The 25,260-nt window shown below is 71.0% G+C and carries 24 protein-coding genes; 10 read left to right on the forward strand and 14 right to left on the reverse strand.

Annotated features, from left to right (window positions below):
* Positions 1 to 27: 27 nt before the first annotated feature.
* The 11 genes from AB0L65_RS60205 to AB0L65_RS60255 all read right to left on the reverse strand — a co-directional run bounded on the left by AB0L65_RS60205 (position 28) and on the right by AB0L65_RS60255 (position 12,357).
* A complete protein-coding gene (locus AB0L65_RS60205) occupies positions 28 to 1,305 on the reverse strand; it encodes an amidohydrolase (RefSeq protein ID WP_364266196.1) in 1,278 nt (425 codons plus the stop codon).
* Entirely contained in the window at positions 1,302 to 2,399 is a 1,098-nt protein-coding gene (locus AB0L65_RS60210) for a tartrate dehydrogenase (RefSeq protein WP_364266199.1), read from the reverse strand. The genes AB0L65_RS60205 and AB0L65_RS60210 overlap by 4 nt, the downstream gene beginning before the upstream one ends.
* On the reverse strand, positions 2,396 to 3,928 hold the full coding sequence (locus AB0L65_RS60215) for an ABC transporter substrate-binding protein (protein WP_364266202.1): 1,533 nt from the start codon (positions 3,926 to 3,928) through the stop codon (positions 2,396 to 2,398). The genes AB0L65_RS60210 and AB0L65_RS60215 overlap by 4 nt, the downstream gene beginning before the upstream one ends.
* Positions 3,929 to 4,051: 123 nt before the next feature.
* A complete protein-coding gene (locus AB0L65_RS60220) occupies positions 4,052 to 5,545 on the reverse strand; it encodes an aldehyde dehydrogenase family protein (protein WP_364266205.1) in 1,494 nt (497 codons plus the stop codon).
* A complete protein-coding gene (locus tag AB0L65_RS60225) occupies positions 5,542 to 6,570 on the reverse strand; it encodes an ABC transporter ATP-binding protein (RefSeq protein ID WP_364266208.1) in 1,029 nt (342 codons plus the stop codon). The genes AB0L65_RS60220 and AB0L65_RS60225 overlap by 4 nt, the downstream gene beginning before the upstream one ends.
* Complete coding sequence (locus AB0L65_RS60230; protein ID WP_364266211.1) at positions 6,567 to 7,571, reverse strand: ABC transporter ATP-binding protein; 1,005 nt, start codon at positions 7,569 to 7,571, stop codon at positions 6,567 to 6,569. Before AB0L65_RS60230 ends, AB0L65_RS60225 begins: the two co-directional genes overlap by 4 nt.
* Positions 7,568 to 8,371 carry a GntR family transcriptional regulator gene (locus tag AB0L65_RS60235; protein WP_364266214.1) on the reverse strand — a complete coding sequence of 268 codons (804 nt, stop codon included), beginning with the start codon at positions 8,369 to 8,371 and terminating at the stop codon, positions 7,568 to 7,570. The genes AB0L65_RS60230 and AB0L65_RS60235 overlap by 4 nt, the downstream gene beginning before the upstream one ends.
* Before the next feature lie 113 nt (positions 8,372 to 8,484).
* Positions 8,485 to 9,417, reverse strand: a complete 933-nt coding sequence (locus tag AB0L65_RS60240; RefSeq protein WP_364266217.1) for an ABC transporter permease — start codon at positions 9,415 to 9,417, stop codon at positions 8,485 to 8,487.
* A complete protein-coding gene (locus AB0L65_RS60245) occupies positions 9,404 to 10,348 on the reverse strand; it encodes an ABC transporter permease (RefSeq protein ID WP_350740196.1) in 945 nt (314 codons plus the stop codon). Before AB0L65_RS60245 ends, AB0L65_RS60240 begins: the two co-directional genes overlap by 14 nt.
* A 37-nt stretch (positions 10,349 to 10,385) precedes the next feature.
* Complete coding sequence (locus AB0L65_RS60250; RefSeq protein WP_350740199.1) at positions 10,386 to 11,666, reverse strand: FAD-binding oxidoreductase; 1,281 nt, start codon at positions 11,664 to 11,666, stop codon at positions 10,386 to 10,388.
* A gap of 16 nt (positions 11,667 to 11,682) precedes the next feature.
* The gene (locus AB0L65_RS60255; protein WP_364266221.1) at positions 11,683 to 12,357 is read right to left on the reverse strand and encodes a haloacid dehalogenase type II; all 675 of its coding nucleotides are present in this window, start codon (positions 12,355 to 12,357) and stop codon (positions 11,683 to 11,685) included.
* A gap of 485 nt (positions 12,358 to 12,842) precedes the next feature.
* On the opposite strand from AB0L65_RS60255, the gene AB0L65_RS60260 reads away from it, so the two are divergent.
* From AB0L65_RS60260 to solA, 6 genes are read left to right on the forward strand one after another with little or no spacing between them, the layout of a single operon-like run.
* On the forward strand, positions 12,843 to 14,159 hold the full coding sequence (locus tag AB0L65_RS60260) for a cation diffusion facilitator family transporter (protein ID WP_364266224.1): 1,317 nt from the start codon (positions 12,843 to 12,845) through the stop codon (positions 14,157 to 14,159).
* Positions 14,156 to 14,746, forward strand: a complete 591-nt coding sequence (locus tag AB0L65_RS60265) for a GNAT family N-acetyltransferase (RefSeq protein WP_364266227.1) — start codon at positions 14,156 to 14,158, stop codon at positions 14,744 to 14,746. The genes AB0L65_RS60260 and AB0L65_RS60265 overlap by 4 nt, the downstream gene beginning before the upstream one ends.
* Positions 14,730 to 15,143, forward strand: a complete 414-nt coding sequence (locus tag AB0L65_RS60270) for a hypothetical protein (RefSeq protein ID WP_350740211.1) — start codon at positions 14,730 to 14,732, stop codon at positions 15,141 to 15,143. Before AB0L65_RS60265 ends, AB0L65_RS60270 begins: the two co-directional genes overlap by 17 nt.
* Positions 15,144 to 15,196: 53 nt before the next feature.
* A complete protein-coding gene (locus AB0L65_RS60275) occupies positions 15,197 to 16,459 on the forward strand; it encodes an aspartate aminotransferase family protein (protein ID WP_364266230.1) in 1,263 nt (420 codons plus the stop codon).
* Positions 16,434 to 17,966: an NAD-dependent succinate-semialdehyde dehydrogenase gene (locus AB0L65_RS60280; protein WP_364266233.1), complete on the forward strand. Its 1,533-nt coding sequence runs from the start codon at positions 16,434 to 16,436 to the stop codon at positions 17,964 to 17,966. Before AB0L65_RS60275 ends, AB0L65_RS60280 begins: the two co-directional genes overlap by 26 nt.
* Positions 17,963 to 19,153, forward strand: a complete 1,191-nt coding sequence (solA, locus tag AB0L65_RS60285) for an N-methyl-L-tryptophan oxidase (protein WP_364266236.1) — start codon at positions 17,963 to 17,965, stop codon at positions 19,151 to 19,153. Before AB0L65_RS60280 ends, solA begins: the two co-directional genes overlap by 4 nt.
* A 194-nt stretch (positions 19,154 to 19,347) precedes the next feature.
* Here the strand turns inward: solA and AB0L65_RS60290 are convergent, their stop codons facing one another.
* Both AB0L65_RS60290 and AB0L65_RS60295 read right to left on the reverse strand, forming a co-directional pair.
* Positions 19,348 to 19,827: a hypothetical protein gene (locus AB0L65_RS60290; RefSeq protein ID WP_364266239.1), complete on the reverse strand. Its 480-nt coding sequence runs from the start codon at positions 19,825 to 19,827 to the stop codon at positions 19,348 to 19,350.
* 312 nt (positions 19,828 to 20,139) lie between these two features.
* Positions 20,140 to 20,805, reverse strand: a complete 666-nt coding sequence (locus AB0L65_RS60295) for a TetR/AcrR family transcriptional regulator (protein ID WP_364266242.1) — start codon at positions 20,803 to 20,805, stop codon at positions 20,140 to 20,142.
* A 103-nt stretch (positions 20,806 to 20,908) separates the two neighbouring features.
* Here AB0L65_RS60295 and AB0L65_RS60300 point away from each other — a divergent pair, with 103 nt between their 5' ends.
* The 4 genes from AB0L65_RS60300 to AB0L65_RS60315 all read left to right on the forward strand — a co-directional run bounded on the left by AB0L65_RS60300 (position 20,909) and on the right by AB0L65_RS60315 (position 24,610).
* The gene (locus AB0L65_RS60300; RefSeq protein ID WP_364266245.1) at positions 20,909 to 21,496 is read left to right on the forward strand and encodes an NAD(P)H-dependent oxidoreductase; all 588 of its coding nucleotides are present in this window, start codon (positions 20,909 to 20,911) and stop codon (positions 21,494 to 21,496) included.
* A complete protein-coding gene (locus AB0L65_RS60305) occupies positions 21,493 to 22,617 on the forward strand; it encodes an erythromycin esterase family protein (protein ID WP_364266248.1) in 1,125 nt (374 codons plus the stop codon). Before AB0L65_RS60300 ends, AB0L65_RS60305 begins: the two co-directional genes overlap by 4 nt.
* Positions 22,618 to 22,844: 227 nt before the next feature.
* A complete protein-coding gene (locus AB0L65_RS60310) occupies positions 22,845 to 23,663 on the forward strand; it encodes a site-specific integrase (RefSeq protein ID WP_364266251.1) in 819 nt (272 codons plus the stop codon).
* Between the two features lie 287 nt (positions 23,664 to 23,950).
* Positions 23,951 to 24,610 (forward strand): GNAT family N-acetyltransferase, encoded by a 660-nt coding sequence (locus tag AB0L65_RS60315; protein ID WP_364266254.1) that lies wholly within the window; start codon positions 23,951 to 23,953, stop codon positions 24,608 to 24,610.
* 5 nt (positions 24,611 to 24,615) lie between these two features.
* Here the strand turns inward: AB0L65_RS60315 and AB0L65_RS60320 are convergent.
* A partial coding sequence (locus AB0L65_RS60320; RefSeq protein ID WP_364266257.1) for an MATE family efflux transporter occupies positions 24,616 to 25,260 on the reverse strand: 645 nt, incomplete at its 5' end.

The following is a 25,260-nucleotide window of genomic DNA, read 5'->3' on the forward strand; positions in this document are numbered from 1 at the left end:
ACGGGCGGTCGCCATGCCCGGGCGACGTCACCAGGATCGGATGAGCGCGGCCAGGAGGTTGGCGGCCGGGGCCAGCGCGGCCTCGTCCAGGTCGAAGGTCGGCGAATGATGCGGTCCGTACGTTCCCGCGCCCACGAGCAGGTATCCGGCGAGCCCGCCGCGTTCCTGGACGCGCCGCATGAACAGCGTCGCGTCATCGCTCGCGCGCAGGGGACGCGGCGGCAGAAGCCGCAGGCCGTGGCTCGGGGCGAGGGTCTCGATCCTGCTGAGGATCGCGACGTCGGTGGTCGCGCTGGTCGCCCAGCCGGTTCTGGCGATGTCCACGGTGACCCCGTGCATGGCGGCCGCGCCGTGGAGGACGTCGCGGGCGCGCCGCTCCAGGTCGTCGTGCTCGGCGGCGGCGTCGGCCCGGACCTCCGCGCCGAGGACGGCAAGGGCGCTGACGATGTTCGCCGCGCCGGGCGCGTGCAGCGTCCCGACGTTGACGCGGGTCGTCGCCGTCGCGTAGCGGGGCAGAGCGTGCAGGCCCAGAACGGCGGACGCCGCCGCCAGCAGGGCGCTGCGGCCCTGTTCGGGCGCCCCGCTGGCGTGGGAGGCGATCCCGGTGAACTCCGCCCGCAGTTTCGAGGTCCCGTACAGCTCGGTCGCGGCCGCGACGCATCCGTCCGGGGTGCCGAAGCCGAGGTGGACGGCCAGCAGGACGTCCACCTCGTCGACCAGCCCGGCGGCCAGCATGGGAGCGGCGCCGCGGACGCCCTCCTCGGCGGGCTGGAACAGCAGCCGTACGGTGCCGGCGAACTGCCCGTCGGACAGCAGGGCCGCGGCCCGCAGCGCGATGGCCACGTGCCCGTCGTGCCCGCAGGCGTGCATCGCGCCGTCGATGTCCGAGCCGAAACCCCCGGCCTCGGGGTGGTGGCCGCCGGAGCGGCTCTCCTGGATCGGCAGGGCGTCCATGTCCACCCGCAGGCCGACCAGCGGACCCGGGCGAGCGCCGTGCAGCTCCGCGACGAAGGCGGTGCTCCCGTCACGGAAACGGTGCACCGACTCCGCCGGCACGCCCTGCGCGGCGGCCCGCCGGGCGGCGGCGTCGAGCTCGTCGCGGCCCGGCAGTCCGGGGTGGTCGTGCACGTCGACGAGGTCGCCGCCGCCGCGCAGCCGCCAGCCCAGGTCGGACAGGAGGCTCCAGGCTAGATCCGCGGTCTCGATCTCGAGGAAGCCGACCTCGGGCCGCCGGTGCAGCTGACGCCGGACGGCGGTCGCGTCCAGCGGATCCGGCCGGGCCCCGGATCGCCGGCGCGTGCTCACGATGTTCCAGCGGCGAGGGCGTGGACGACGGCGGTCGTGAACTGCTCGGTGCTCGCCGTGCCGCCGAGATCGGGGGTGGCGGTCCCCGCACGGAGGACGTGCTCGAAGGCGGACACGAGACCGGCCGCGGCGTCGGATTCGCCGAGATGATCCAGCATCATGGCCGCCGCCCAGAGGGTGCCGACCGGATTGGCGATGCCCATGCCGGCGATGTCGGGCGCCGATCCGTGCACCGGCTCGAACATCGACGGGTACGTCTTGGTCGGGTCGAGGTTGGCGCTGGGCGCGACCCCGATCGACCCGGCCAGGGCGCCGGCGAGGTCGGAGAGGATGTCGCCGAACAGGTTGGAGGCGACGATGACGTCGACGCTCTCCGGCCGCAGTACGAGGCGTGCGGCCAGCGCGTCGATGAGGACCTTCTCCAGCCGCACCCCGCTGCCGTCGGCCACCTCGGCCACGACCTCGTCCCAGAACGGCATCGTGTGGATGATGCCGTTCGACTTCGTCGCCGAGATCAGCCGGCCCGAACGCCGCAGGGCCAGGTCGGAGGCGAAGCGCGCGATCCGTTCGATGCCGGCGCGGGTGAACACCGCCTCCTGGACGGCGAACTCGCCGGGCCGGCCGCGGTTGACCCGGCCGCCGACCTCGCTGTATTCGCCTTCGACGTTCTCGCGTACGACGACCAGGTCGATCGGGGCGTCCGAGCGCAACGGCGAGCGGATTCCGGGCAGCGAACGGACCGGCCGGAGGTTGACGTACTGGACGAACTCCCGGCGGATGGGGATGAGCAGCCCCCACAGGGTGACGTCGTCGGGGATGTCCGGCGCGCCGACGGCGCCCAGCAGGATGGCGTCGGCGGAGGCGAGCTGCTCGAGGCCGTCGACGGGCATCATGCGCCCGTGCGCCCGGTGGTGGTCGCACCCCCACGCGCGCTCGCGCCACTCGACGGTGAACCCGAAGGTCGCGGCCAGGTGGTCGACGCAGCGCACGGCGGCGGGGACGACCTCGGTGCCGATCCCGTCACCCGGGACGACGTCGACGACGTAGCGCCGTGCCGTCCCGGGGCCGGTGTGTTCCGGGGAGGTCGTGGTCACGACAGCTTCGTGTCCTTCGTGAGGAGGGTCCGCTCCAGCGGGTCGGTCGGCAGGCCCTTGACGGTGTCCGCGACGCCCATGGTGAGGCTCTCGTGGACGAGCGGGACGAAGGCCACGTCGGTGGCCAGCTGGGTGGCGATCTGACCGTAGAGGTCGTGGCGCTTGGCCGGGTCCGCCGTGCTCCCGGCCTCCTTGACGAGCTCGTCGACCTTCGGGTTGCAGTAACCGGCGAGGTTGAAGCTGCCCTTGCAGGTTTCGTCCGAGCGCAGAACGCTGATGGGCTCGGGCAGGTCGATGAGGTGGTTGCGGGACAGCAGGGTCGCCTGGAAATTGCCGCCCATGAGGTCGTCCTCGACCGAGGCGTAGTCCCCGGTGCGGATCTTCACGGTGATGCCGGCCTCGGCCAGCTGCGCCTGGATCACCTGGGCGAGGTCGGCGAACTCGGGCCGGTCGGAATAGGCGATGAGCTCGAAGCCGAGCGAGCCGGGGTCGATGCCGGCGGCGGCCATGGCGGCCTTGGCGTCGGCGGCGTTCCCCTGCACGGGCTGCAGCCCTGCCGGCGTCCACGGCTCGTCAGGCGTGAACGGCCCGGCGGCCGCGGTGGCGGTGCCCTCGTAGACGGCCTTGACGATGGCGTCGAGCCCGATGGCCTTCTGGATCGCGCGGCGCGCCTCGACCTTGTCGAAAGGGGCCTTGCGGGTGTTGAGGTACAGGCCGGTGGTGCGGGGCAGCGCGGTTTGCTGCAGGGTGATGTTGTTGTCGCCCTTCAGGGTGGTGAGGGTGGTGACGGGGAGGTTGGCGGCCACCGACACCTCACCGGCACGCAGCTGCGTGGCGCGGGTGGCGCCGCTCTCGGCGTAGCGGATCTCCGCGCTGCCGAGGGCGACGTCCCCGCCCCAGTAGCCGTCGTTGGCGGCCAGCGACAGCGACTGGCCGGTGCCGATGCTGGTGATCTTGAACGGTCCGGTGCAGGTGCCGACCGGGTTCGTGGTGGTGCCGGAGAACGCCTCGGGGGCGAGGATCCCGGTGTTCGGGACGCTGACCCGCAGCGGCAGGAACAGATCCTCCTCCGGCGTGTCGATCCGTACGGTCCGGTCGTCGACGGCCGTGACCGCGGAGATGACGCTGGGGGCGAAGCTGCGCGGCGGCGCCGTGGCCTTCAGCAGCCGGTTGAGATCGTCGGCGACGACCTTCGCGGTGAGCGCGGTGCCGTTCTGGAACTTGGTGTCACGGATGGTGAACGTCCAGGACTTGGGCTCCGTCTGCTTCCATTCCGTCGCCAGGGCGGGCTGGGCGTGGTTGTCCTTGTCCACGGCCACCAGGGTCTCCAGGCAGCCGGCGCGGGTGAGGGTGAAGGCGTCGTCAGTCTCCAGGGCGTACCCGGAGTCGGGCGCCCACAGGTCGGCGATGATCAGTTTGGAGCCGCCGCCGCTCGCGGTGGCCTCGGGAGTGCCGGAGTCGAACGAGCAGCCGGCGAGCACGACGAGGGCTGTCGACATGCCGGCGAGGGTTTTCCAGGTGCGTGCCATGCTGGTGTTCCTTCTGAACGTCGTTGGGGGGAGAGCAAGGGATCGGGCACCACGGCATGACCGGTCGACGCTCAGGTGTCCCGGTCGGATGGGCAGTGGATGAGGAGTTGCCGGTGAGGGAGCTCAGCTGATGGAGGTCAGCCGGGCCGCGATGACCTTGGGTGCGGTCATCGCCACGACGGCGCTGGTGACGCCTTCCCGGCCGATGCCGCTGCGGTGGAAACCGCCGAACGGCATGGCGTCGATGCGGAAGTCGGAGGTGTCGTTGATCATTACGGCGCCGGCCCGCAGCCGGCGGGCCGTGCGCAGGGCGGCGGTGGTGTCGCGGGTGAAGACCCCGGCCTGCAGGCCGGTGGCCGCGCGGTTGGCCTGGTTCACGGCGTCGTCGAGATCGGCCACGGGCAGCACGCTGACCACGGGGCCGAAGATCTCGTCGGTGACGATGGGGTCGTCGGGGGCGAGGTCGGTGAGGATGGTCGGCTGGTACGTGGCGTCCTGACGGACCGCTCCCGCGCGTACGACGGCGCCGCGGGCGACGGCCTCCTCGACCCGGCGCTCCACGCGGCGCGCGGCCGCCTCGTCGATCAGCGGCCCGACGTCGGTCGTCTCGTCATGCTTGCTGCCGACGCTCAGGTGCGAGGTCATATGGGTCAGGTGGCCGAGCAGCTCGTCGTAGTGCCGGGCGACCACGTAGACGCGCTGCACCGACAGGCAGTTCTGTCCCGCGCACCCGAACGCCCCTTCGGCTATCGCCTGCGCGGCCGCCATCAGGTCCACGCCGTGGTCGACGATGACGGGGTTGGACCCGCCCAGCTCCATCAGCAGGGTTCGGGCGCCGGCCAGGCGGGCCACCTCGTCGGCGGTGCGGATCCCGCCGGTGAAGGAGACGACGTCGACGCCGGGGTGCGACACCAGCTCCCGCCCGGCGGTCGGGCCGCCCGGCAGCACGGCGATCCGGTCGCCGGGAACGCCCGCCTCGAGGAGCAGCTCGGCCAGGGCGAGCGCGGACAGCGGCGTCGCCTCGTGCGGCTTGACCGCGATGACGTTGCCGGACAGCAGTGCCGGGCCGACCTTGTGCGCCACGAGGTTCAGCGGGTCGTTGAACGGGGTGATGGCGGCGACGACCCCGAGTGGTTCCCTGCTGCTCCACCCGAGCCGGTCCGCGCCGCGGGAGGTGTCCTCGAACGGCACGCTGGCGCCCTGCAGGGCGTGTCCCGCACCTGCGGACAGCTGCAGGGTCTCCGCCGCCCGGGCCACCTCCCGGCGGGCATCCCTGATCGTCTTGCAACCCTCGGAGCCCACGATGGCGGTGAACCGTTCGGCTTGCCGCCTCAGCAGGTCGGCGGCACGGTGCAGGGCCTCCCGGCGCTGCCACAGCGGCCAGTCGGCACGGTCGGCGGCGGTGCCGGCCCGGAAGGTGTCCACGAGCGCGTCGACGGCCGCGCGCACTTCCGCGGCGGTGCTGTCGGCGACCTCGCCGAGGAAGGCGCCGGTCTCGGGGTCGGTGACGGCGGTGTGCCGTTCGGTCTCCCGCCAGTGTCCGCCGGCGAACGCCTTACCGGGCGGAGTCCAGCGGGTGGCGGCGGACGGGGCGGTTTGTCCGGTCATCAGGCTCATGCGGGGATCTCCTCAACGACCAGCCGGCTCCGGCTCTCCGCGGAGCGGTGACAGCGGACGTAGTGGCCGTTTCCGTTGTCGACGAGGTCGGGTTGCTCGGTGCGGCAATGGTCGGTGGCCAGCGGACAGCGGGTGTTGAAGCGGCAGCCGGGAGGCGGGGAGACGGGGCTGGGTGGTTCGCCTTTCAGCTGGTCCGGCTCACCGGCGTCGATGCGGTGTCCCTGACCCGAGTGCAGCAGCGCCAGGGTGTAGGGGTGCAGGGCGCCCGTGAAGATGTCGTCGTGCGTGGCCGTCTCCACGATCTGCCCGAGGTAGAGAACCGCCACCCGGTCGGCGAGGAACTTCACCACCCTCAGGTCGTGGGAGATGAACAGCATGCTCAGCCCGCGCGACCGGCGCAGATCGACCAGCAGGTTCAGGATGGTCGCCTGCACCGAGGCGTCCAGGGCCGACACGGGCTCGTCGCAGACGAGCAGCTTGGGTTCCAGCAGGAGGGCTCTGGCGATGACCACCCGCTGCAGCTGCCCTCCGGAGCAGTCGCCCGGCCGGCGCTCCAGGAAGCTGTGGTCCAGGCCGACCTCCGCCAGCGCGGTGGTCACCCGCAGCAGGCGTTCCTGCGGCGTGCCGATGCGGTGTTGCTGCAGGGGGGCGAGCATCGATTCCCGCAGCGTCATGCGCGGGTCCAGCGCGGAGTGCGGGTCCTGGAAGACCAGCTGCGCCGACCGGCGCAGCTGACGGAGCTGGGCGCCGCGCAGCTTGCCGACCCTCAGCCGATCGACCTCGATCCGTCCGGAGTCGATCGGTACGAGGCCGAGCAGGAGCCGGGCCAGAGTGCTCTTGCCCGAGCCGGACTCGCCGACCAGCCCCAGTACCTCCCCCTCGCGGATGGTCAGGGACACGTCGTCGACGGAGTGCACGTGCGGCCGGCGTCCGAAGCCGTTCCGCGCCAACGGATAGTGCTTGGTGACATGGTCGATGACGGCGATCTCGGAGCTCATGTGGGAGCTCTGCGCGGGGTCGTTCATGCCGGGACCTGTCGTCGGGGGTCGATGGTGACCCAGCAGCGTGAGTTGCGACGGGTGCCGCAGCCGGCGAGATCGGGTTCCTCGGTGTCACAGTGGGAGCCCAGTTCCCCGTCGCTGGCCGCGACGTCGCAGCGCGGGCGGAAGCGGCAGCCGTGACTGACGGCGCGTGCCGCGGTGGCGTTGCCGGGGATGGTGTGCAGATGGCCGGTGTCGTCGGTCTGCAGGGTGGAGCAGCGCAGCAACGCCTGGGTGTAAGGGTGCTCGGCGGCGGTGATGACCTCGGCGGCCGGTCCGTCCTCGACGATGCGGCCCGCGTACATGACGGCGATGCGGTCGGCGATGGAGGCGACGGTGGTCACGTCGTGGGAGATGAACAGGACCGACATTCCGGTCTCGACCTGCATGGCGGCGATCAGCCGGAGAATCTGCGCTTCGACGGTGACGTCGAGGGCGGTGGTGGGCTCGTCGGCGATGAGGACGTCCGGGTGGGCGGCCAGCGCCATGGCGATCATGACGCGCTGGGCCATGCCGCCGGACATCTGGTGTGGATGCTCACCGGCGCGGCGGTCGGGATCGGGGATCCCGACCGCGGCGAGCAGCTCCACGACCCGGCGGCGGGCGGCCTGCCTGCCCATGCCGAGATGCCTGCGCAGCGGCTCGGCGACCTGGCTGCCGACCGTCGCGGTCGGGTCGAGCATGCGCTTGGGCTGCTGGTAGAGCATGGAGATCCGCCGGCCGCGTACGCCGTCCAACGCCCGTGAGGAGGCGGCGAGCAGGTCGAGATCGCCCAGCCGCAGGCCCTCGGCGTGCATGTGCAATCCGGCCGGCAGCATGCGCAGCACCGAGTGGGCGGTCATGCTCTTGCCCGACCCCGATTCGCCGACCACGGCCAGCACCTCGCCGGGATCGAGGGTCAGGCTGACGTGGTCGAGGATGGGTGGGGCCTGTCCGGGCCGCCCGGCGTGAACGGTGAGGTCGCGGACCTCCAGACGCGCGCTCATGGCTGCTCCCGGGGATGCGGTGGGGCTTCCTGGTCGTCGCCGTGGCGGTAGCCGTCGGCGTGTTCATGAGAGGCCGACGGATCCTGGTGGCGATGCGAGTGAGGGAGAAGGCGCTGCTTGGGCGGCTGGTCCGATGCCCCCGGCTGGAGCTCGCCGGCCTCGGCGAAGTGACGGTCCAGAAGCGCCTTGGCGGCGGACCTGTCGCCGCTGGCGATGACGTGCAGCAACTGCTCGTGCTCGGCCCACAGCTTGGAACGGTCGCTGTAGCTGTCGACGATCATCCGGAAGCACAGCTGCATCTCGTTGGCGATGAGGCCGTACAGCCGATCCAGCCGGGTGCTGCCGGCGGCGCTGACCAGCCGGCGATGGAAGGCGAGGTCGAGGGCGGCCAGCGCGCTCTCGTCCGCGTGGCCGACGGCGTCCCTCATCCGCGCGACGATCACCTCGAGGTCGGCGACCAGGCCCGCGGAAACCCCTCGGGCGGTGACCCGGCGCAGTGCCTCCCGCTCGATCGCCTGGCGGGCGACGAAGATGTCCTCCAGGTCCTCCGTGGTCAGGGTGGGGACGAAGACCCCTTGGCGGGGGTAGCTGACCAGCAGGCCTTCTTGCACCAGACGCTGCATCGCCTCGCGCAACGGGCCGCGCGAGACCTCGAAGTACGCCGCGAGCTCGACTTCGTTCATCTGGGTCCCTGGCGGGAACTCCCCGCCGAGGATGCGGTCCCGCAACAGCCCGGTGACCACCTCCGTCAGCGTCCGCTTCGAGGTCCTGCCCGCCGGGGCCGGGGTCTGTTGGCTCATGAGTGTGCTTCTCCGGGTTCGTGGTCCGTTCCCACCGCTCGCGCTCTCCAGCCGCAGGAGCGCGTGATCGTTTCCAGTGTGACCGCCGCGCGGGTGCGGCGGGACTCCGCAGCTCATGTGGACCGCCCTGCCCGGGCCCGGCGCGTCTCCAGGCCGCGACCGGCGAGGGTGACGCTGAGGGCGGCGATGAAGATCGCGGCACCTGGGGCCAGGACCAGCATGGGCAAGCGGTCCAGGTAGGGGATGGCCTCGGACAACATCGACCCCCAGTCGGAGAACGGTGGCTGGACGCCGAGTCCCAGGAAGGACAGGGCGCCGACGGTGATGAGCTTGTGGCCGAAGCGCACTGCCGCGTGGGCCAGCAACGGGGGCAGGGCGTTGGGAAGCAGGTGGCGGCGGATGATGAACCACCCCGAGCACCCCAGAGCCTGAGCCGCTTCGATGAAGTCACGGCCGTTGATCTCCAGCGCGACGCCGCGGGCCAGCCGGCAGAACGGCGTCCACCCGCCGATGGTCAGGGCGAGCACCAGCGTCAGGTCACCGGTGCCGAGGATCGCGACGAGGAAGAGCGCGACCACCATCTCGGGGAAGGCCAGCAGGATGTCGGTGACGCGCATGACGACGGTGTCGAGCCAGCCACCTCGCCGCGCGACGACGAACCCCACGAGAGTGCCGGTGACGGCGCAGATCAACAGCGTGACCGAGGCGACGGCCAGGGAGAACCGGCCCCCGTCCAGCAGCCTGCTGAGCACGTCGCGGCCCAGGTGGTCGGTGCCCAGCAGGTGGGCCGCGGAGCTGCCTTCCAGGCGCGCGACGAGGTCCTGCTGAGCCGGCGGATAGGGCGCCAGCCACGGTGCCAGCAGCAGGAGCGTGGCGATCACCCCGAACAGGACGGACCCGGCCAGCAAGGCCGGCGGCCACGTTCCGCGCCCGCGGCGCGCCGGGGCGGTGGCGGTCTCGGCCGATGACGGCGACGGTGACGGCGGCGGCGCGGCGCCGGGTTCGTCGCGACGGGCGTCGTCGCCGAAGACGTCAAGCACGGACACGGCTCGTCCTCGCGTTCGGGTTGATGGCGGTGTAAAGGACATCGGTGAGGGTGGTGATGAGCACGGCCAGGCCGACGACCGCCACGACCCCACCCTGGATGAGCGGGACGTCGTTGTTGATGACCGCGTCGTACATCTGCCGCCCGACCCCTGGTACGGCGAAGATGACCTCGACGACGACCGACCCGCCGAGCAGGCCGGCCAGCCAGACCGCGAACAGGGTCAGGACCGGCAGGACGGAATTGCGCAGCCCGTGTCGCAGCATGGTCTGGGCGAAGCTCAGCCCGCGCCCGCGGGCGGCGGTGATGTAGGGCGCCTCGAGCACCTCGATCATCGACGAGCGGGCGACCTGGGTGAAGTAACTCATCGGCCGCAGCGCCACGGTCAGGCAGGGAAGCACCATCGACTCCACCCCGTGCCAGCCGGAGGAGGGCAGGACGCCGAGCTGCAGGGCGAACACCAGGACCAGGACCGGGCCGAGCCAGTACTCCGGGACGGCCACGAATGCCTGCGTGACGCCGGTGATCGCGCCGTCGAGCGGGGTTCCGCGCCGTACCGCGCAGACGGCTCCCAGCGGGACCGCCACGAACAGGGCGAGCAGGAGGGCGATGACGGCGATCGAGGCGGTGACCGACAACGCCCGCATCAGCTGGGGGAGGACCTCCGTGCCGTTGGTGAACGACCGGCCGAGATCACCCTGCAGCGCCGAGCCCAGCCAGGACAGGTACTGCTGGAGCAGCGGCCGGTCCAGCCCGTACTCGACCCGGAGGCGGGCCAGCGTCTGCGGGTCCTGGACCAGGTCGCCCACCCTGGCCCGCAGGATCCGCGCGGCCGGGTCCCCGGGCGTGACGTAGGGGATGAGGAACACCAGGAAAGAGGCGACCAGCAGGGTCGTCACGAGGACGGCGAACCGTCTCAGCACGTACAACACTCGGGTACCTCCGGGTCGTCACACGTTCGCGGATCGATCAGCGCACGGCGTCGAGCGCGCGGAAGAACGCCCCGGCGGCCGGCAGGAACCAGGGCGGCCCGAAGTGGCCGGGAACCGGCGGGAACGCCAGCCCCTTCCAGGGGTTGACCGTGGGGTCGCCGCCGATGACGTCGGCCATGACCTTGCCCATGTGGGTGGCCATCTGGACCCCGTGGCCGCTGTAGCCGACGGAGTAGTGCATCCCGTCCCGTACGCCGGCGTGGACCATCTGATCCATCGTCATGTCGACCAGCCCGCCCCAGCAGTAGTCCAGGCGGACGTCACGCAGCCGCGGGAACACCTCGGTGACGGCCTTGCGCAGGATCTCGCCGCTCTTGAGGTCCGACTGGGCGTCCGACAGGGCGAACCGGGCCCGCCCGCCGAACAGCAACCTGTTGTCCGGCGTGGGACGGAAGTAGTACAGCAGGTTCTTGGTGTCCGACGCCATCCGCCGGTGCGGCATGAGCTGGGCGACGAGGTCGTCCGGCAGGGGTTCGGTGACGACGATGAAACTGCCCACCGGCACGATGCGGCGGCGCAGCCACGGGGTCAGCGACCCCGTGTACCCGCTGGTGGCGATGAGCACGTCGGAGGCGGTCAGGACGCCGCGCGTGGTCTGCACCCGATGCCCGTTGCCCGGGCCGACGCGGCGGACGCCGGTCACCGCGGCGTTCTCCGCCACCAGGGCCCCGTGGCCGACCGCGGCGCGGGCCAGCCCCATGACCAGCTTCCCGACGTGGGCGCCCGCCCCGTTCGGGTCGACCTGCGCGCCGTGGTAGCGGTCGCTGCCGAGCTCGTCACGCATGCGGCCGCGGGGGACCAGCTGGACCGAACGGCCGATGAGTCTCTCGATCATCTCCGCCGAACGCTCCAGTGCGGCGTAGTGCGCCGGTTTGGCGGCCAGGGTGAGCTTGCCGGACCGCACGAAGTCGCAGGCGATCTCCTCGTCGGTGACGATCTTCTCGACGGTGTCGATCGCGTCGTCGTAGGCGGTGAACATCGCCGTCGCACGCTCCGCGCCGTACCGCTTGACCGCGGCGGGGAAGGAGATGGCCAGGCCGGTCGTGGCCATGCCGCCGTTGCGGCCGGAGGCTCCCCAGCCCACGGTGTGCGACTCCAGCACGGCGACGCTGGCGCCGCGGCGGGCGAGATGCAGCGCGGCGGACAGGCCGGTCAACCCGGCGCCGATGACCGCGACGTCGACCTGTTCGGGGAGTTCGGCACGGCGGAAGTCGCCGGCCGGTTCGGCGGTGTCGAGCCAGTAGCTGGTCAGCTTCACGACGTCCTCCTTCCGATCAGAGACCCAGCACAGCGGGGACGCCGGACAGGTCGGCGGTCTCGGCGTACCGGTAGAAGGGGGTGGAGGGGTCGTAGCCGCGGTTGACGTAGACCTTGTGCGGGATCCGCAGCTCGTGGGCGGGGATCAGGTCGTACCAGATGTGCGAGGAGACGTGCACGATCTCGTCGCGTTCGCAGCCCAGCTGGTCGAGCATGTACTCGAAGGCCTGGTAGCGCGGCTTGTACGCCCTGGCCTGCTCGGCGGTGAACACCTTGTGGAAGGGGGCGCCGAGCTGGTCGACATTGTGCCGCAGCGTCTCGTCGACGGCGTTGGAGAGGATCACCAGCGGGTAGGCGTCGGCGAGCTTGGCCAGGGCCGGGGGAACGTCCGCATGGGGACCCCAGGTCGGCACGCAGGCCACGATGGCCTCGCCGTCGGAGGCACGGTAGCCGATGCCCCAGCGTTCGCAGGTGCGCCTGAAGGAGTCCTTGAGCACGTCGGGGTAGAGCTTGAACTCGCCGAGCACCTCGTCCATCCGGTACGCGCGGTAGTCCTTGAGGAAGAGCGGCATGTCCTCCTCGGAGATCCGGTCGGCGACCAGCGGCTTGACGGTGAGGTTGAGATCGAAGCTGGTCAGGGTCCCATAACAGTCGAAGGTGATGTATTTGGGGCGCACGCTGGTCAGGTCCACGAGCAGTTCCTCCGGTGGGGGTCGGTCCGGTGGGAGTGGGAGCGTCGGTGGTCGGTCCGGTGAGAGCCGGAGTCCGTCGGTGCGAGCGGCGAGATGTCACGCTCGGTGTCAGCCGCCGAGGCGACCGGCCGTGTGGTGTCTGGAACGCTAAGCATCCGTTTCTCTGCTGTCAACAATTCCGAGCCGCCTGCTTGTAACGAGTATGTTTCCGCAGCTTCTGTCGATCTTCAGGAGCTGATTGCCTGGTATTGGTGCTGATTTTCACTGCCCGTACGGCCTTCATCTCCGGAAGATTGTTGACAACAGTTGACCGTCGCTGGCTATTGTGGACAAGATGTGATGGCGCGGCAGACGCCACTCGGCAGCCGACCGCCCCTCTCCCGGCCCCGCGACTCACCCTCCCGGCCCCGCGACCCCCCTCCGGCCCCCGCGACTCACTCACCCAGTCCCGCGACTCACCCTCCGCCGGCATGAATGGACTCTCGATGCGAGCTTCCACGACCCCAGACGATCACGGCCACGGCCACGGCCACGGCCACGGACATGGCCACGACCACCCGCACGATGACGCTCCCGCCGCCCCCGTGAACGGCCACGACCACCCGCACGACGACGCTCCCGCCGCCGCCGCGAACGGCCACGGGCACGGGCACGGCCACTCCGATCACGATCGACACGAGCCCGAGGCTTCGGCCGCAACCGGGCACGGCCACGGACATGGGCACGGACATGGCCACGGCGACGACCACGGCCACGACCACGGCACCGGCCTGTGGGCGCGGGTCAAGCACACGCTGATCCCGCATGCCCACGACGCCAACGAAGCGATCCAGAGCGCCGAGGAGTCGGCCCAGGACGGGATCCGCACGGCCTGGATCGGGCTGGCCGGCATGATGGCCACCGCGATCGGCCAGATGGTCATCGTCGCGGTGTCCGGCTCGATCGCCCTGCTGGCCGACACCATCCACAACCTCGGGCACGCCGCGACCACGATCCCCCTGATCATCGCCTTCCGGCTGGGCCGGCGCGCGGCGACCAAGAAGTACTCCTACGGTTACCGGCGCGCCGAGGACCTGGTCGGGCTGTTCATCTCCCTGGTCATCGTCGCCTCGATCGGATTGATCATCTGGGAGTCGATCGACGCGCTGATCAACCCGCACCCGCTGACCAACCTGTGGTGGGTCTTCGCCGCGGGGCTCGTCGGCTTCCTCGGCAACGAGATGGTGGCCGTGTACCGCATCCGGACCGGCCGTCGCATCGGCTCGGCCGCGCTGATCGCCGAGGGCCAGCACGCCCGCGCCGACGGATACACCTCGATCGCCGTCATCGCCGGCGTGGTCGGCGTGTGGCTCGGGTTCGACCGCGCCGACGCCATCGTCGGCCTCCTCATCGCCGTGGCGATCAGCGGCATCCTGGTCAACTCCCTGATCATCATCGTCCGCCGCCTCATGGACGGTGTGGAGCCGGAGACGATCGACCGGATGCGCGCCACCATCGCGGGCGTCGACGGCGTCGTGTCCGTCGGCGAGGTCCGCGTCCGCTGGTCGGGTCACCGCATGGAGGGAGACGCCGAGATCGGCCTCGACTACGGGCTGAGCATGATCGAGGCCCACGCCGTGGCCGAGAACGTCCAGCACTCCCTGATGCACGCGGTGGGCAACCTCGACCGGGTCACCGTCCACGTCCATCCCACCTTCGACGGCGTGATCCCCGACGACCTCCACGAGTTGTCCGGCCACCACGCCTCGAAGGAGGCCAGGGAGGCGTACCGGGCGAAGGTCGCCACGCAGGGAGCGGGGTGACTCCCGTGGAATGGTCGATCCACCCGCTGAGCGAGCGCACCCTGCCCGGCGCCCAGTCGGTGATGCGGCGCAGCATCGCCGAGGACTTCGGCGACGCCTACGACCCGCGGATCCACGCCGACGTCGACGACCCCTTGACCCACTACGCCCCGGGAAACGGCCCCTTCCTCCTGGTGGTGACCGACGACGGCACGGGTGAGGTCCTGGCGACGGGCGGCATCCGCAGCGGACGCCTGAAGCCCGGCCTCACCCCGCAACACGTCGTCGACCGGTACGAGGACGGCCGGCACGGCCAGCTCGTACGCGTCTACGTCCGCAAGGAGGCCCGCCGCGCCGGCATCGCCAGGGCCCTGGTCCGCGCGGTTCTCGACCGCGCGGACCAGGAGGGGCACTACCAGGCCATCGCTCTGCACACCTATCGCCACTCCCCGGGCGCCATCGCCTTCTGGGAGTCCTTCGGCGCCCGGCTCGTCCATGACGACACGCAGGGAGCCAGCGGCGCGGTCTTCTACGACCTGCCGCGCAGCCCTCACAGCCACCCCCACCGCACTGGCGAGACAGGAGAACACCATGTCCAAGCGTCGTGACGTCTTCATCTTCGTTGCCGAGCCCACCAAGATCGAGGATGCCCGCACCAGCCTCGTCGACTGGCTGCGCAGCCTCGAGGGCCACCCCGGCTACCTCGGGGGCTCGGTCCTGCGCGAGTGCGCCGGCGAGCTCATCCCGAACACGCTGGTGATGACGCTGGAGTTCGAGAGCACCGAGGCCGCCCGGGCCCTGTGGCCGAAGATCGAGAACACGATCAACCCGCTCTACCCCGATGACAAGTCCGACAAGTCGATCGACCAGGGCGCCGCGTTCTTCACCGGCGCGGACGCTCCCGTGGCGCCGGAGGACCTGAGGTTCACCCGCGGCAACGGCCTGGTGGCCCGGATGCTGCACATCCACGCCGAGGTCGTCGAGGACGTCGTGGTCGCCGCCTGACCTGCACCGTTCCCCACCCGTAGTCCCCACCCCGATGTGATGAGGAGCCTTTCTTGACGAGCACCAGCCTGTGGCATCCGCAGACCGCGATGTCCACCATCGAGGAAACCCTCACGGTCATCGCGTCGGGGCGGGGCGCCTCGGTGCGTACCGAGGACGGCCAGGACCTGCTCGACCTGCCGGCCGGCCTGTGGCACGCCAACGTCGGACACGGCCGGACCCGCATCGCCGACGCCGTCCGCCGGCAGATGACCGTTCTGGAGACGTACCACCTGTTCCAGGGAATGGCCAACCGCCCCGCCATCCGGCTCGCCGAGCGCCTCGCGGAGCTGAGCCCCATCCCCGACGCGAAGGTCTTCCTCACCAGCGGCGGCTCCGACTCCGTCGACACCGCCTGCAAGCTCGCGCGCCGGCACTGGCAGCTGGCCGGGCGGCCCGGCAAGCGCGTCATCGTCTCCCGGCAGCACGCCTACCACGGTCTGCACGGGTTCGGTACGAGCATCACGGGCATCCAGAGCAACCGCGACGGGTACGGCAGCGACTCGCTGATCCCCGAGACCGCCCGCGTGCCGTGGAACGACCTGGCCGCCACCGAGACGGAGCTGCTCCGGCTCGGACCCGACAACGTCGCCGCCGTCATCGCCGAACCGATCATCGGCACCGGGGGCGTGCTGCTGCCCCCGCCCGGCTACCTCACCGGGCTGGCCGAACTGTGCCGCCGCCTGGACATCCTGCTCATCGCCGACGAGGTCATCACCGGTTTCGGGCGGGTCGGGCAGTGGTTCGCCTGCCAGCGTTTCGGCATCGAGCCGGATCTCCTCACCATGGCCAAGGGCATCACCTCCGGCTACCTGCCGCTGGGCGGCGTGCTGGTGTCCCGGCGCGTCTGGGAGCCCTTCTTCGCCGAAACCCCCGACGCCCCGACCTTCCGCCACGGTCTGACGTACTCGGGCCACGCCGCCGCCTGCGTCGCCGCCGAGGTGAACCTGAGCATCCTCGAGGAGGAAGGGCTGCTGGAGCGCGTCCTGGACCTCGAGCCCGTCCTGGCCCAGGCCCTCACCCCGCTGTGCGACCACGAGGCCGTCGTCGACGTCCGGGCCGGTGCCGGACTTCTCGCGGCGGTCCAGCTCGCCCCCGACGTCGACGCACGGCCCGTACTGCGCGCCGCGCGGGAGCAGGGCGTCCTCACCCGGCTGCTGGCCGACAACTCCCTGCACGTCAGTCCCCCGTTCGTCATCACCGCCGAGGAGATCTCCCGTGCCGCCGACGTCCTCAAGTCTGCTCTCGACCGTGCCCGTACCCTCGAATCCGCCTGAGCCCGCGCAGTCGTCGGCGCTGCGGCCGGCTGACATCGCCCGGCACCGCGACCTCACGGAGACCGCGGCCGCGTCGCTGCCCGGCGGCTTCCTGGCCGCCGGGTGGACGGCGCCGCGCTCCGGGCGGACCTTCGACGTCGCCGACCCCGCGCTCGGCCGGCCGGTCGCGGCCGTCGCCGACTGCGAACCGGGTGACGCGCTGCTCGCGCTGACCGCGGCGAACGACGCCTTCCCCGCCTGGGCGGCCGCCCCGGCCCGGCGGCGGGCGGACATCCTGTACGGGCTCTACCAGGCGATGCTCGCCGACGAGGAGCGCCTGGCGGCCCTCATCACCCTCGAGGTCGGCAAGACTCTCGCCGAGGCGCGCGGCGAGGTCCGTTACGCCGCCGAGTACGTCCGCTGGTACGCCGAGGAGGCGGTCCGCAGCTCCGGCCGTAGCACCCCGACCCCCGACGGCGGCTGGCACATCGTCACCGCCCCGCGCCCGGTCGGCCCCTGCCTGCTCATCACCCCGTGGAACGTGCCGCTGGCGATGGCCACCCGCAAGGTCGCGCCCGCCCTGGCCGCCGGCTGCACGGTCGTGCTGAAACCGGCCGAGCTCACCCCGCTCACCACGCTGGCCTTCGCACAACTCGCGCGGGACGCGGGGGTCCCGGCAGGAGTCCTCACCGTGGTCACCACCACGGACCCGGGGGCGGTCTGCGGCACGCTCATCGCCGACCCACGGCTGCGGAAGGTGTCCTTCACCGGGTCCACCCCCGTCGGGAAACTGCTGCTGCAGCAGGCCGGCGCGCACGTGCTGCGCACGTCGATGGAACTCGGCGGCAACGCCCCGTTCCTGGTCTTCGACGACGCCGACCTCGACCTCGCGGTCCGTGAGGCGGTCATCGCCAAGATGCGCCTCGGGGGTCAGTCGTGCGTGGCGGCCAACCGGTTCCTCGTCCAGGAACCGGTGGCCGACGAGTTTGCGGCCCGCCTCACCGAGGCTCTCACCGCGATCAGGGTCGGGCTGGGAACCTCGGACGTCGACCTCGGCCCGCTCATCGACGACCGCGCGGTGGCCAAGGCCGACCGGCTGGTCGACGACGCCGTCGCGAAGGGGGCGACGCTGCTGGGGCGTGCCGACGTACCTGGCGGACCCGGCAGCTGGTTCGCCCCGGTGGTGCTGGACCACCTCAGCGCCGACGCTCTCCTGCAGCAGGAGGAGGTCTTCGCCCCGGTCGCGGGCATCCGCCGGTTCCGGACGGAGGACGAGGGGGTGGCGCTGGCCAACGACACCCCGTTCGGGCTCGCGGCGTACCTGGTGGCGCGCGACGGCGACCGGATCGCCCGGGTCGCCGGCCGGTTGGACAGCGGCATGGTCGGCATCAACCGGGGGCTGCTGTCCCACGTGGCCGCGCCGTTCGGCGGGATCAAGGAGTCCGGGCTCGGCCGGGAAGGCGGCGCCGAAGGACTCGTCGAATACCAGAACCTCAAGTACCTCGCCGCCCCGGCGCTGGCCTCATGAGACTCGCCGGAACCGCTCGAAGGAGGGCGGCGGTCATCGGGACCGGAGCGGCGGGGAGCATGGCCGCCTGGCAGCTGGCCGAGCGCGGCCTGGAGGTGCATGCCTTCGACCGCTGGGGCGTCCCGCACCACCGCGGGGCCTCCGGCGGGCAGAGCCGCCGGTTCGCGGTCATCAGCATGGGCGACCCGGACCTGCCGCCGCTGGTCCTCCGGGCCGAGCAGCTGTGGCGCCGGCTGGAGGAGGCGACCGGACGGCGTCTGCTCCAGCAGACCGGCGGACTGATCCTCGGCCCCGCCGGCAGCACCTCGGTCCGGAAGGCCGTGACCAGCTGCGAGAACTGGGGGCTGGTCCATCGCGTCCTCGACGCACAGGACCTGCGGCAGGCTTTCCCCCAGCACGCCGTCGAGGACGAGGACATCGCCGTCCATGACCCCGCGACCGGCTTTCTCCGTCCCGAGCCGGCGATCCTCGCCGCGATCGAACAGGCCACGACGCTCGGGGCGACCGTGCGCCACGACACCGAGGTCCTCGACATCGACGTGAGGTCCGAGACCGTCGGGCTGACCTGCCGAAGCGGCGCGGACCGGCCGCACAGCGAGACGTTCGACGCGGTGGTCATCGCCCCCGGCGCCTGGGCGGCCACGCTGCTGCCGGACGGGCTGCGGGAGGCGATCGGAGTGGCCGGGCTGACCGCGCGCCGGCTGGCGCAGACCTGGTTCGTGCCGGACGACCTCTCGCTGTACGACGCGGAACGCTTTCCGGTCTTCGAACGCGTCGCCATGCCGGACGGCGCCTCCATCTACGGCTTTCCCAGCCTGGACGGCGCCACGGTGAAGATCGGCGTGAAGAGCCGCCCGCACCCGGAGGTGGCCGACCCGGCACGCCCGGATCCCCACCTCACCGCCGACCACCTGGCGGAGATCCGCGATGTCGTCGGGCGCTGGCTGCCCGGGCTCAACCCGCGTCCGGTGCAGGCCTCGGTGCACGTGGAGTCGTACACAGCGGACGGCCGGCCCGTCGTGGGGCTGCTCCCGGGCGCGGCGCACGTCGCGGTCGCCGTCGGGTTCTCGGGCGGAGGATTCAAGTACGCACCGGCGATCGGCGAGGCCCTGGGCGACCTCCTGGCGGACGGCGCCACCGAGGCCGGAATCCGGCAATTCGCACCGGGCCGCTCGGCGACAGTGTGAGCAGATCGCCCAGCCTCAGGGGACGGTGAGGGCGTTCCCCAACCCCTTCGTTCGCCAGGGCGATGGCGCAGGGGAGCGTCACTCCGGCCGCGCGCGAGAGGGATGGGAAGATCGCTTACCGCTCGGGCTCATGTCGGAGCAGGGCGGGAGGCGGCCAAATCTCCACTGGCGTTCCTGTTCAGGGGGCCACAGGCTCACGGCTGGACACCTATGTACGCCATGTTCTTCACGGGCAGCCCTGCGCCTGTGACCTGCACGCGCAGTTCGCTGCTCATGTGCGTCTCTTCGAGCCGCTCAACCGTGACGAGGGCGGAAGGCCATCTGGCCGACTCCAGCCAGATCTCGGGCGGCTCCCTGCGCGATATGTGCCAGCCACGCTGCTTGAGCCGACGCTCGACCTCGGTGACCACGTCCTCCTTAGCGTTTCCATCGAGGAAGACCACGAGGTCGTTCATTTCGACGTAAGTGTTCTCCCACGCGTGACCCACGCTGGCGTCTTCGCCGACCACCCGGCCGATGGCCCGTAACTCCGAGAGCACGGCCGGGTCTACGCGCGACACATGGGGGCCGAAGAAGAAGCGCGGCGCGGCCCACCCCAGGCCCACCATCAAGAGCACGACAGCCAACGGAACCACGATGCTCTTCAGGCAGCCGCGTACGTACGACAGTGCCATGCCACCTGCACCTCCTCGACCAAGCGATCATGCTGCCGGTCAACGCGCCCGGCAATCAAGGGCGAGCGCTACGAGGGAGACGTCGGCATTCACGCCACCGCCCTGCCCACCTAAGCGAACCCGCCCCCGCCCCGCCCCCGCGGTCCGCCCACCCCGGCCCGCCCCGCCCCGACAAAGGCCTGCCCTCTGACGCCCGAGCGGCTGGCCCGGGCCACCAGGGGTGTTCACGAGAGGGTGCGACCTCGCGAAACCGAGGCTCAGAAAGATCGCTTCCCGCAACCGAACTGATCGTTTCCCGTCCTGGCAACCGCATCACGAGCCGTCAGCGGCAGCGCGCCCGCCAGCCGCGGTCCGTTCCGCATAGCCGTACAGGAAGGTCGAAACCCCTGCGGTGACCATCTTCCGGAGCGCGTCCTCGTTGTGGAGGTCCGCCCGGTCGGTGAGGTTGTCGGCGGAGAGGAGCAGCATCAGGTGCCCGGCCGCGCGAGCGGGGTCATCGATCGTGAGGTCGCCGCGCTCGGCGATCCGGCGCAGGCGTTCGGCCAGTTCGCGCCGGGTACGGCCGGGGCCGGTCTCCTGCCAGAGCTTGAGCGCGGCCGGCGGGATGTGCTCGATCTCGGCGTTGATCTGGCGGATGAGCGCGAAGTGCGGGGCCAGGTCGGAGGTCAGCACGCCGAGCCAGGCCAGTCCGAAGTCGATCAGATCGCTCTGGAGATCGATCACCTTGGTCAGATGGCGGTCGATGATGTCGACCATGGTGTCCGCGACCCGCTGCGTGCTCTCCTGCATCACCGCCTGGAACAGCTCGGCCTTGTCGGTGAAGTGGTTGTAGATGGTGCGGTTGGACACCCCCGCCTCAACGGCGATCGCGTCCAGCCCGGCGCGCGTGTAGCCGTCGCGGGCGAACAGGGCCAGCGCCCCGGCCATGATCGCCCGGCGCTTGTCCGGCTGGCCGACCGGCTTCTTTCTCTCGGTCACGCTCCCCGAGCCTAACCGATTACACCGACGTTTGCATTCGCTACTCCTATCGGCGTAACGTCTACACCGATCGGTGCAACACCCTTCAGCTGAGGAGACATCCATGACCAAGATCGGCATCATTGTCGGCAGCACGCGCCCCGGCCGCCGTGGCCGCACCGTCGCCGAGTGGGTGGCCGAAGTCGCCGCGCGGGAGCAGCCGGCGGCCGACTTCGAGATCATCGACCTCGCCGACTTCGGCCTGCCGCTGCTGGATGAGCCGCACCCGCCGGCGTCCGGCCTGTACGGCAAGGCGCACACCATCCGCTGGGCGGAGACGATCGCCGGCTACGACGGGTTCGTGTTCGTCACGCCGGAGTACAACCACTCCATCCCCGGCGTACTGAAGAACGCCCTGGACTTCGTCTACGCCGAGTGGAACGACAAGGCGGCCGGCTTCGTCGGCTACGGCCTGCACGGCGCGACCCGCGCGGTCGAGCACCTCCGGCTGATCCTGGCCGAGCTGAAGGTCGCCACCGTACGCAGCCAGGTGGCGCTGTCCCTGCACCACGACTTCGCTTTCACCGCCCCCACCGAGCCGGGCGACCTCACCCCCGGCCCGCACCAGCACACCGCCCTCACCGCCCTGCTGAACGACGTCGTCGCCTGGTCGCAGGCGCTCGCACCGATCCGTGAAGGAGTTCCGGCATGACCATCTTGATGACCGAGACCGCGCTCGACGACCTGGCCGACGCGATCGCCACCGGCGCGACCGTCGCCGGACTTGGCGAGTCCACCAGATTCGCTCACGAGACCTTCCAGGTGCGCGACCAGCTCTTCCGCCGCCTCGTCCGCAGGCACGGCTTCCGCGCGCTGGCCGTACAGGACAACGCCTCCGTCGGGACGGCCCTCGACGCGTACGTCACCGGCGGCGCGGGCACGGCGCCATCCGCCCTGGCCGGCGCCTGGCGGCCCTGGCGCACCGCCGAAATGGCCGCGGCGCTGGAGTGGATCCGCGCCTTCAACCAGGACCACCCGGACGACCCGGTCCGGATCTTCGGGGTCAAGCCCGCCCAAGCACAGCCCGCCGACTACGACGCCGTCATGGAGCACGCTCGCCGTACCGCCCCGCACCGGCTGGCCGAACTGGCCGCCCACCTGGAGCCCATCCGCACCGCCCACGAGACCGACGAGCACGTACAGCGGGCCAGAGGCCTGCACCCGGGCCGTCCCTTCGCCGAACACGCCCGCGACGCACTCGCGATCATCGAGCAACTGCCCGGCGACGACGTCCTGGAGCGGATGCGCCTCATCGTGGACTTCCACCAGCGCAGCGTCGCCGGACGCGACAACTATGCCGGCGACGACCCCCAGACCTGGGCCGACACGATCATCGACCACCAGCACCGGACCGGCCGCCGCGTGGCCTACTGGGACGGCATCGCGCACACCTCGGCGGCTCCGGCGACCCTGGGTGTGGCACCCCAACGCGGCCCCCAGCCCACGCTCGGCAGTGTGCTGCGCGACCACTACGGCACCCGCTACGTCTCTGTGGCGATCGGCTTCCACCACGGCGACCTCGGTGCCGTCACCGTCCCGGAACCGGCCCCCGACTGGCTCGACGCCCGCCTCGGCGCCACGGACCAGCCCGCCCACTGGCTCGACCTGCGTGACGGCGGATGGGACGGGCCGATGAAGGCCCGCGTCATCAGCGGCGTTTACGACCCCTCCAGGGACGCGGCCGAACACCTCGCCGTCGCCTCCCTGCCCGCCGCGTTCGACGTGCTCGTTCACCTGCGCCAGGTGTCCGCCGTCCACTGGTTGACCGCGTAGAGGCGCGCCGAGGAGTCCGACGTACCGCTGAACCAGGTCCCATCAACGGCACACCCGTCCTCTCCGGAGCCCCCGGCCCCGCCGAACTCCAAGCACTTCTGACGAGCTCGACGGTGCGATAACACCTCGCGGCCGCCCCCCGCCCCCTCCCCGCCCACCTTTCCGGCTCTCCCCGCTCACATGGCGCAAGTGGCCTGGCCGTCCTGTCCCCGAACCCGAAGACAGGCGTGAGAAGAAAGCTCAAGCAGCTATGTGCCGATCATGTGGATGAGTGGCTTGACCAGCTCGCCAACACGCTGGCCACCACCACTCTCCGGGAGATTCAGAGCGTCCTGAAGCGAGCCATCCGGCAAGCTCAGGCACGCGACATGGTCCTCAGGAACGTTGCCGCGCTGGTCACCTCCCCCACCGGTACGGATGGACGCCCCAGCAAGGCACTCACGCGGCAACAGGCAGAGGCCGTGCTCAAGGCCGCCGAGGTCTCAGAACTCCATGCCTACGTGGTGATCAGCCTCACCACGGGAGTCCGCACCGAGGAGGCACGCGCGCTGCGCTGGGATCACGTCGTCGCCTGGATACCGAGCCTCAAGACCTGGCATCCGGTGACGGAGGTGGGGTTCAAGCACAGGAAGTTCGCCATCCACGTATGGCGTGCCGATCGAGAAGGAGGGGACACCAAGACCCGCAAGTCACGTCGCACGCTCGAACTGCCCAAGCTCGCGGCGCAGGCGTTCCGACAACACCACACCCGCCAAGCCGTGCCCAAGCTCAAGGCCGGCGAGGCTTGGCAAGATCACCAACTGGTGTTCTGCACGAGCGTCGGCACCCCGTTGAACGCCTCGAACGTGCGGCGGGCATTCCGCAAGATCGCCAAACGAGCGGGACCCGGAACCGCCTGGAGCCCCCGAGAACTACGTCACTCATTCGTCTCCATCATGAGTGACCAAGGCGTACCCATCGAGACCATCGCCGATCTCGTCGGGCACGCGGGCACGCGGGCACCAGCGTCACGGAAGCGGTCTACCGGCACCAGCTCAGACCGGTGATCACCAAGGGTGCCCACACGATGAACACCATCTTCGGCGACAGCCGACACGGGTAGAGAATCCGACTGAGATGGCTCCCCGATTGGCTCCCATCGACTTCCAGACATGCGAAAAGGGCCTCTGGATTACTCCAAAGACCCTTCTCACCTGCATCTTCCTGGTCTGGTGGAGATGAGGGGATTCGAACCTCTGACCCCTTCGACGCGAATGAAGCGGTCGTCGAACGTGGTCTCGGGATGGGCGGAAACTCGGATGACGTGCCGCCGGTCAGCGATCACGATGGGGTCATGCTGGTCGATCACTTTCCGCCGGCCGGGCTGCGCCTGACCACGCCGCGGCTCGAACTGCGGCTGCCCTCGCCCGAGGAACTGGCCGAGCTGGCCAAGCTGGCCGCCGACGGCGTCCATGACCCCGACGCCTCACCGTTCCTCGTGCGGTGGACCGACGCCCCGCCCGCCGAGGCCGCCCGCAGTGTGGTCCACCACCACTGGCGGCAGCTCGGCGCGTGGACGCCGCAGGAGTGGTCGCTCGACCTCACCGTGTTCCGGGACGGCGTGGTGGCCGGGCAGCAGAGCCTCTCCGCCCGGGACCTGGGCATCACGCGTCAGGTACGCACCACCTCCTGGCTCGGCCGCCGCCACCAGGGGCAGGGGATCGGCACCGAGATGCGGGCCGCCGTACTCCACCTCGCCTTCGCCGGTCTGGCCGCCGAGGTGGCGCTGTCAGGCGCGCTCGAGCACAACGCCGCCTCCCTGGCCGTCTCCCGCAAGCTCGGCTACGAGCCCGACGGCCACTGGCGGCACGCGCTCGACGGGAGGATGGTCGTGGAGCACCGGTTGCGCCTGACCAGGGACGCGTGGGAGCGGCACCGCACCGTTCCCGTCCAGATCGACGGGCTTGAGCCCTGCCTGCCCCTGATGGGCCTGGACGTGCCGTCGAGCCGCTGAGCTTGTCATTGAGCGCGTGCGCTGTGCCGCATGAAACCGACGGTCTGCGTGACCAGAACGAGCAGGCGACCGGCGGTCAACGCGATCCACAGGCCGGCCAGGCCCCAGGCCGTCGTCACCGGTGTCATGGCCAGAGCGAGCAGGCCGTTCCCCACGATGGCCGAGCCCAGGGTCCAGGTCGAGCGCTTGAGACCCGTCAGGCCGGTGGCCATCACGATCCCGCAGTTGTCGGCCAGGGTGTAGGCCGCCAGCAGCGGTAACAGGGGCAGGGTCAGGGCGAGCACCCGGGCGTCGGAGGTGAACAGGCCCAACACCGGCTCGCCGAGCGAGAGGACGATGAGCGCGCCCGCGAGCACGCCGATGGCTGCGACCGTCATGGCCGCCCGGTTGACGCGGCGGGCCTCGCCAGGGGAGGTCGCTCTGGCGATCTCCGGCGTCGCGGCCTGCCCGACGGCGAAGGCGGTCAGGCCGAGGGGCCCGGCCAGCGACGTGAGGATCGCGTGGGCGGCAGCGCCCTGAACCCCTGTCCGCGCGGCGGCGTAGGCCGCGCCACCCTTGACCTCCTCCCCCTCGTGAACGAGGGGGATTCCAACCGTCGCCGGTTGGCCTTCCTGCTTCACTGCCGGTCGCCCGCCCGAGAGGACTCTCGT

Source organism: Nonomuraea sp. NPDC052116, assembly GCF_040680035.1.
Classification (GTDB): Bacteria; Actinomycetota; Actinomycetes; order Streptosporangiales; family Streptosporangiaceae; genus Nonomuraea; species Nonomuraea angiospora_A.

What these genes read in the sequence shown, in the direction of transcription:
- AB0L65_RS60305 (WP_364266248.1), top strand. Translation starts at nt 21,493, where the DNA reads ATGACCATCTTGATGACCGAGACCGCGCTCGACGACCTGGCCGACGCG.
- AB0L65_RS60225 (WP_364266208.1), bottom strand. Translation starts at nt 6,570, where the DNA reads ATGAACGACCCCGCGCAGAGCTCCCACATGAGCTCCGAGATCGCCGTC.
- AB0L65_RS60220 (WP_364266205.1), bottom strand. Translation starts at nt 5,545, where the DNA reads ATGAGCCTGATGACCGGACAAACCGCCCCGTCCGCCGCCACCCGCTGG.
- solA (WP_364266236.1), top strand. Translation starts at nt 17,963, where the DNA reads ATGAGACTCGCCGGAACCGCTCGAAGGAGGGCGGCGGTCATCGGGACC.
- AB0L65_RS60270 (WP_350740211.1), top strand. Translation starts at nt 14,730, where the DNA reads ATGTCCAAGCGTCGTGACGTCTTCATCTTCGTTGCCGAGCCCACCAAG.
- AB0L65_RS60290 (WP_364266239.1), bottom strand. Translation starts at nt 19,827, where the DNA reads ATGGCACTGTCGTACGTACGCGGCTGCCTGAAGAGCATCGTGGTTCCG.
- AB0L65_RS60300 (WP_364266245.1), top strand. Translation starts at nt 20,909, where the DNA reads ATGACCAAGATCGGCATCATTGTCGGCAGCACGCGCCCCGGCCGCCGT.
- AB0L65_RS60260 (WP_364266224.1), top strand. Translation starts at nt 12,843, where the DNA reads ATGCGAGCTTCCACGACCCCAGACGATCACGGCCACGGCCACGGCCAC.
- AB0L65_RS60215 (WP_364266202.1), bottom strand. Translation starts at nt 3,928, where the DNA reads ATGGCACGCACCTGGAAAACCCTCGCCGGCATGTCGACAGCCCTCGTC.
- AB0L65_RS60230 (WP_364266211.1), bottom strand. Translation starts at nt 7,571, where the DNA reads ATGAGCGCGCGTCTGGAGGTCCGCGACCTCACCGTTCACGCCGGGCGG.
- AB0L65_RS60315 (WP_364266254.1), top strand. Translation starts at nt 23,951, where the DNA reads ATGCTGGTCGATCACTTTCCGCCGGCCGGGCTGCGCCTGACCACGCCG.
- AB0L65_RS60235 (WP_364266214.1), bottom strand. Translation starts at nt 8,371, where the DNA reads ATGAGCCAACAGACCCCGGCCCCGGCGGGCAGGACCTCGAAGCGGACG.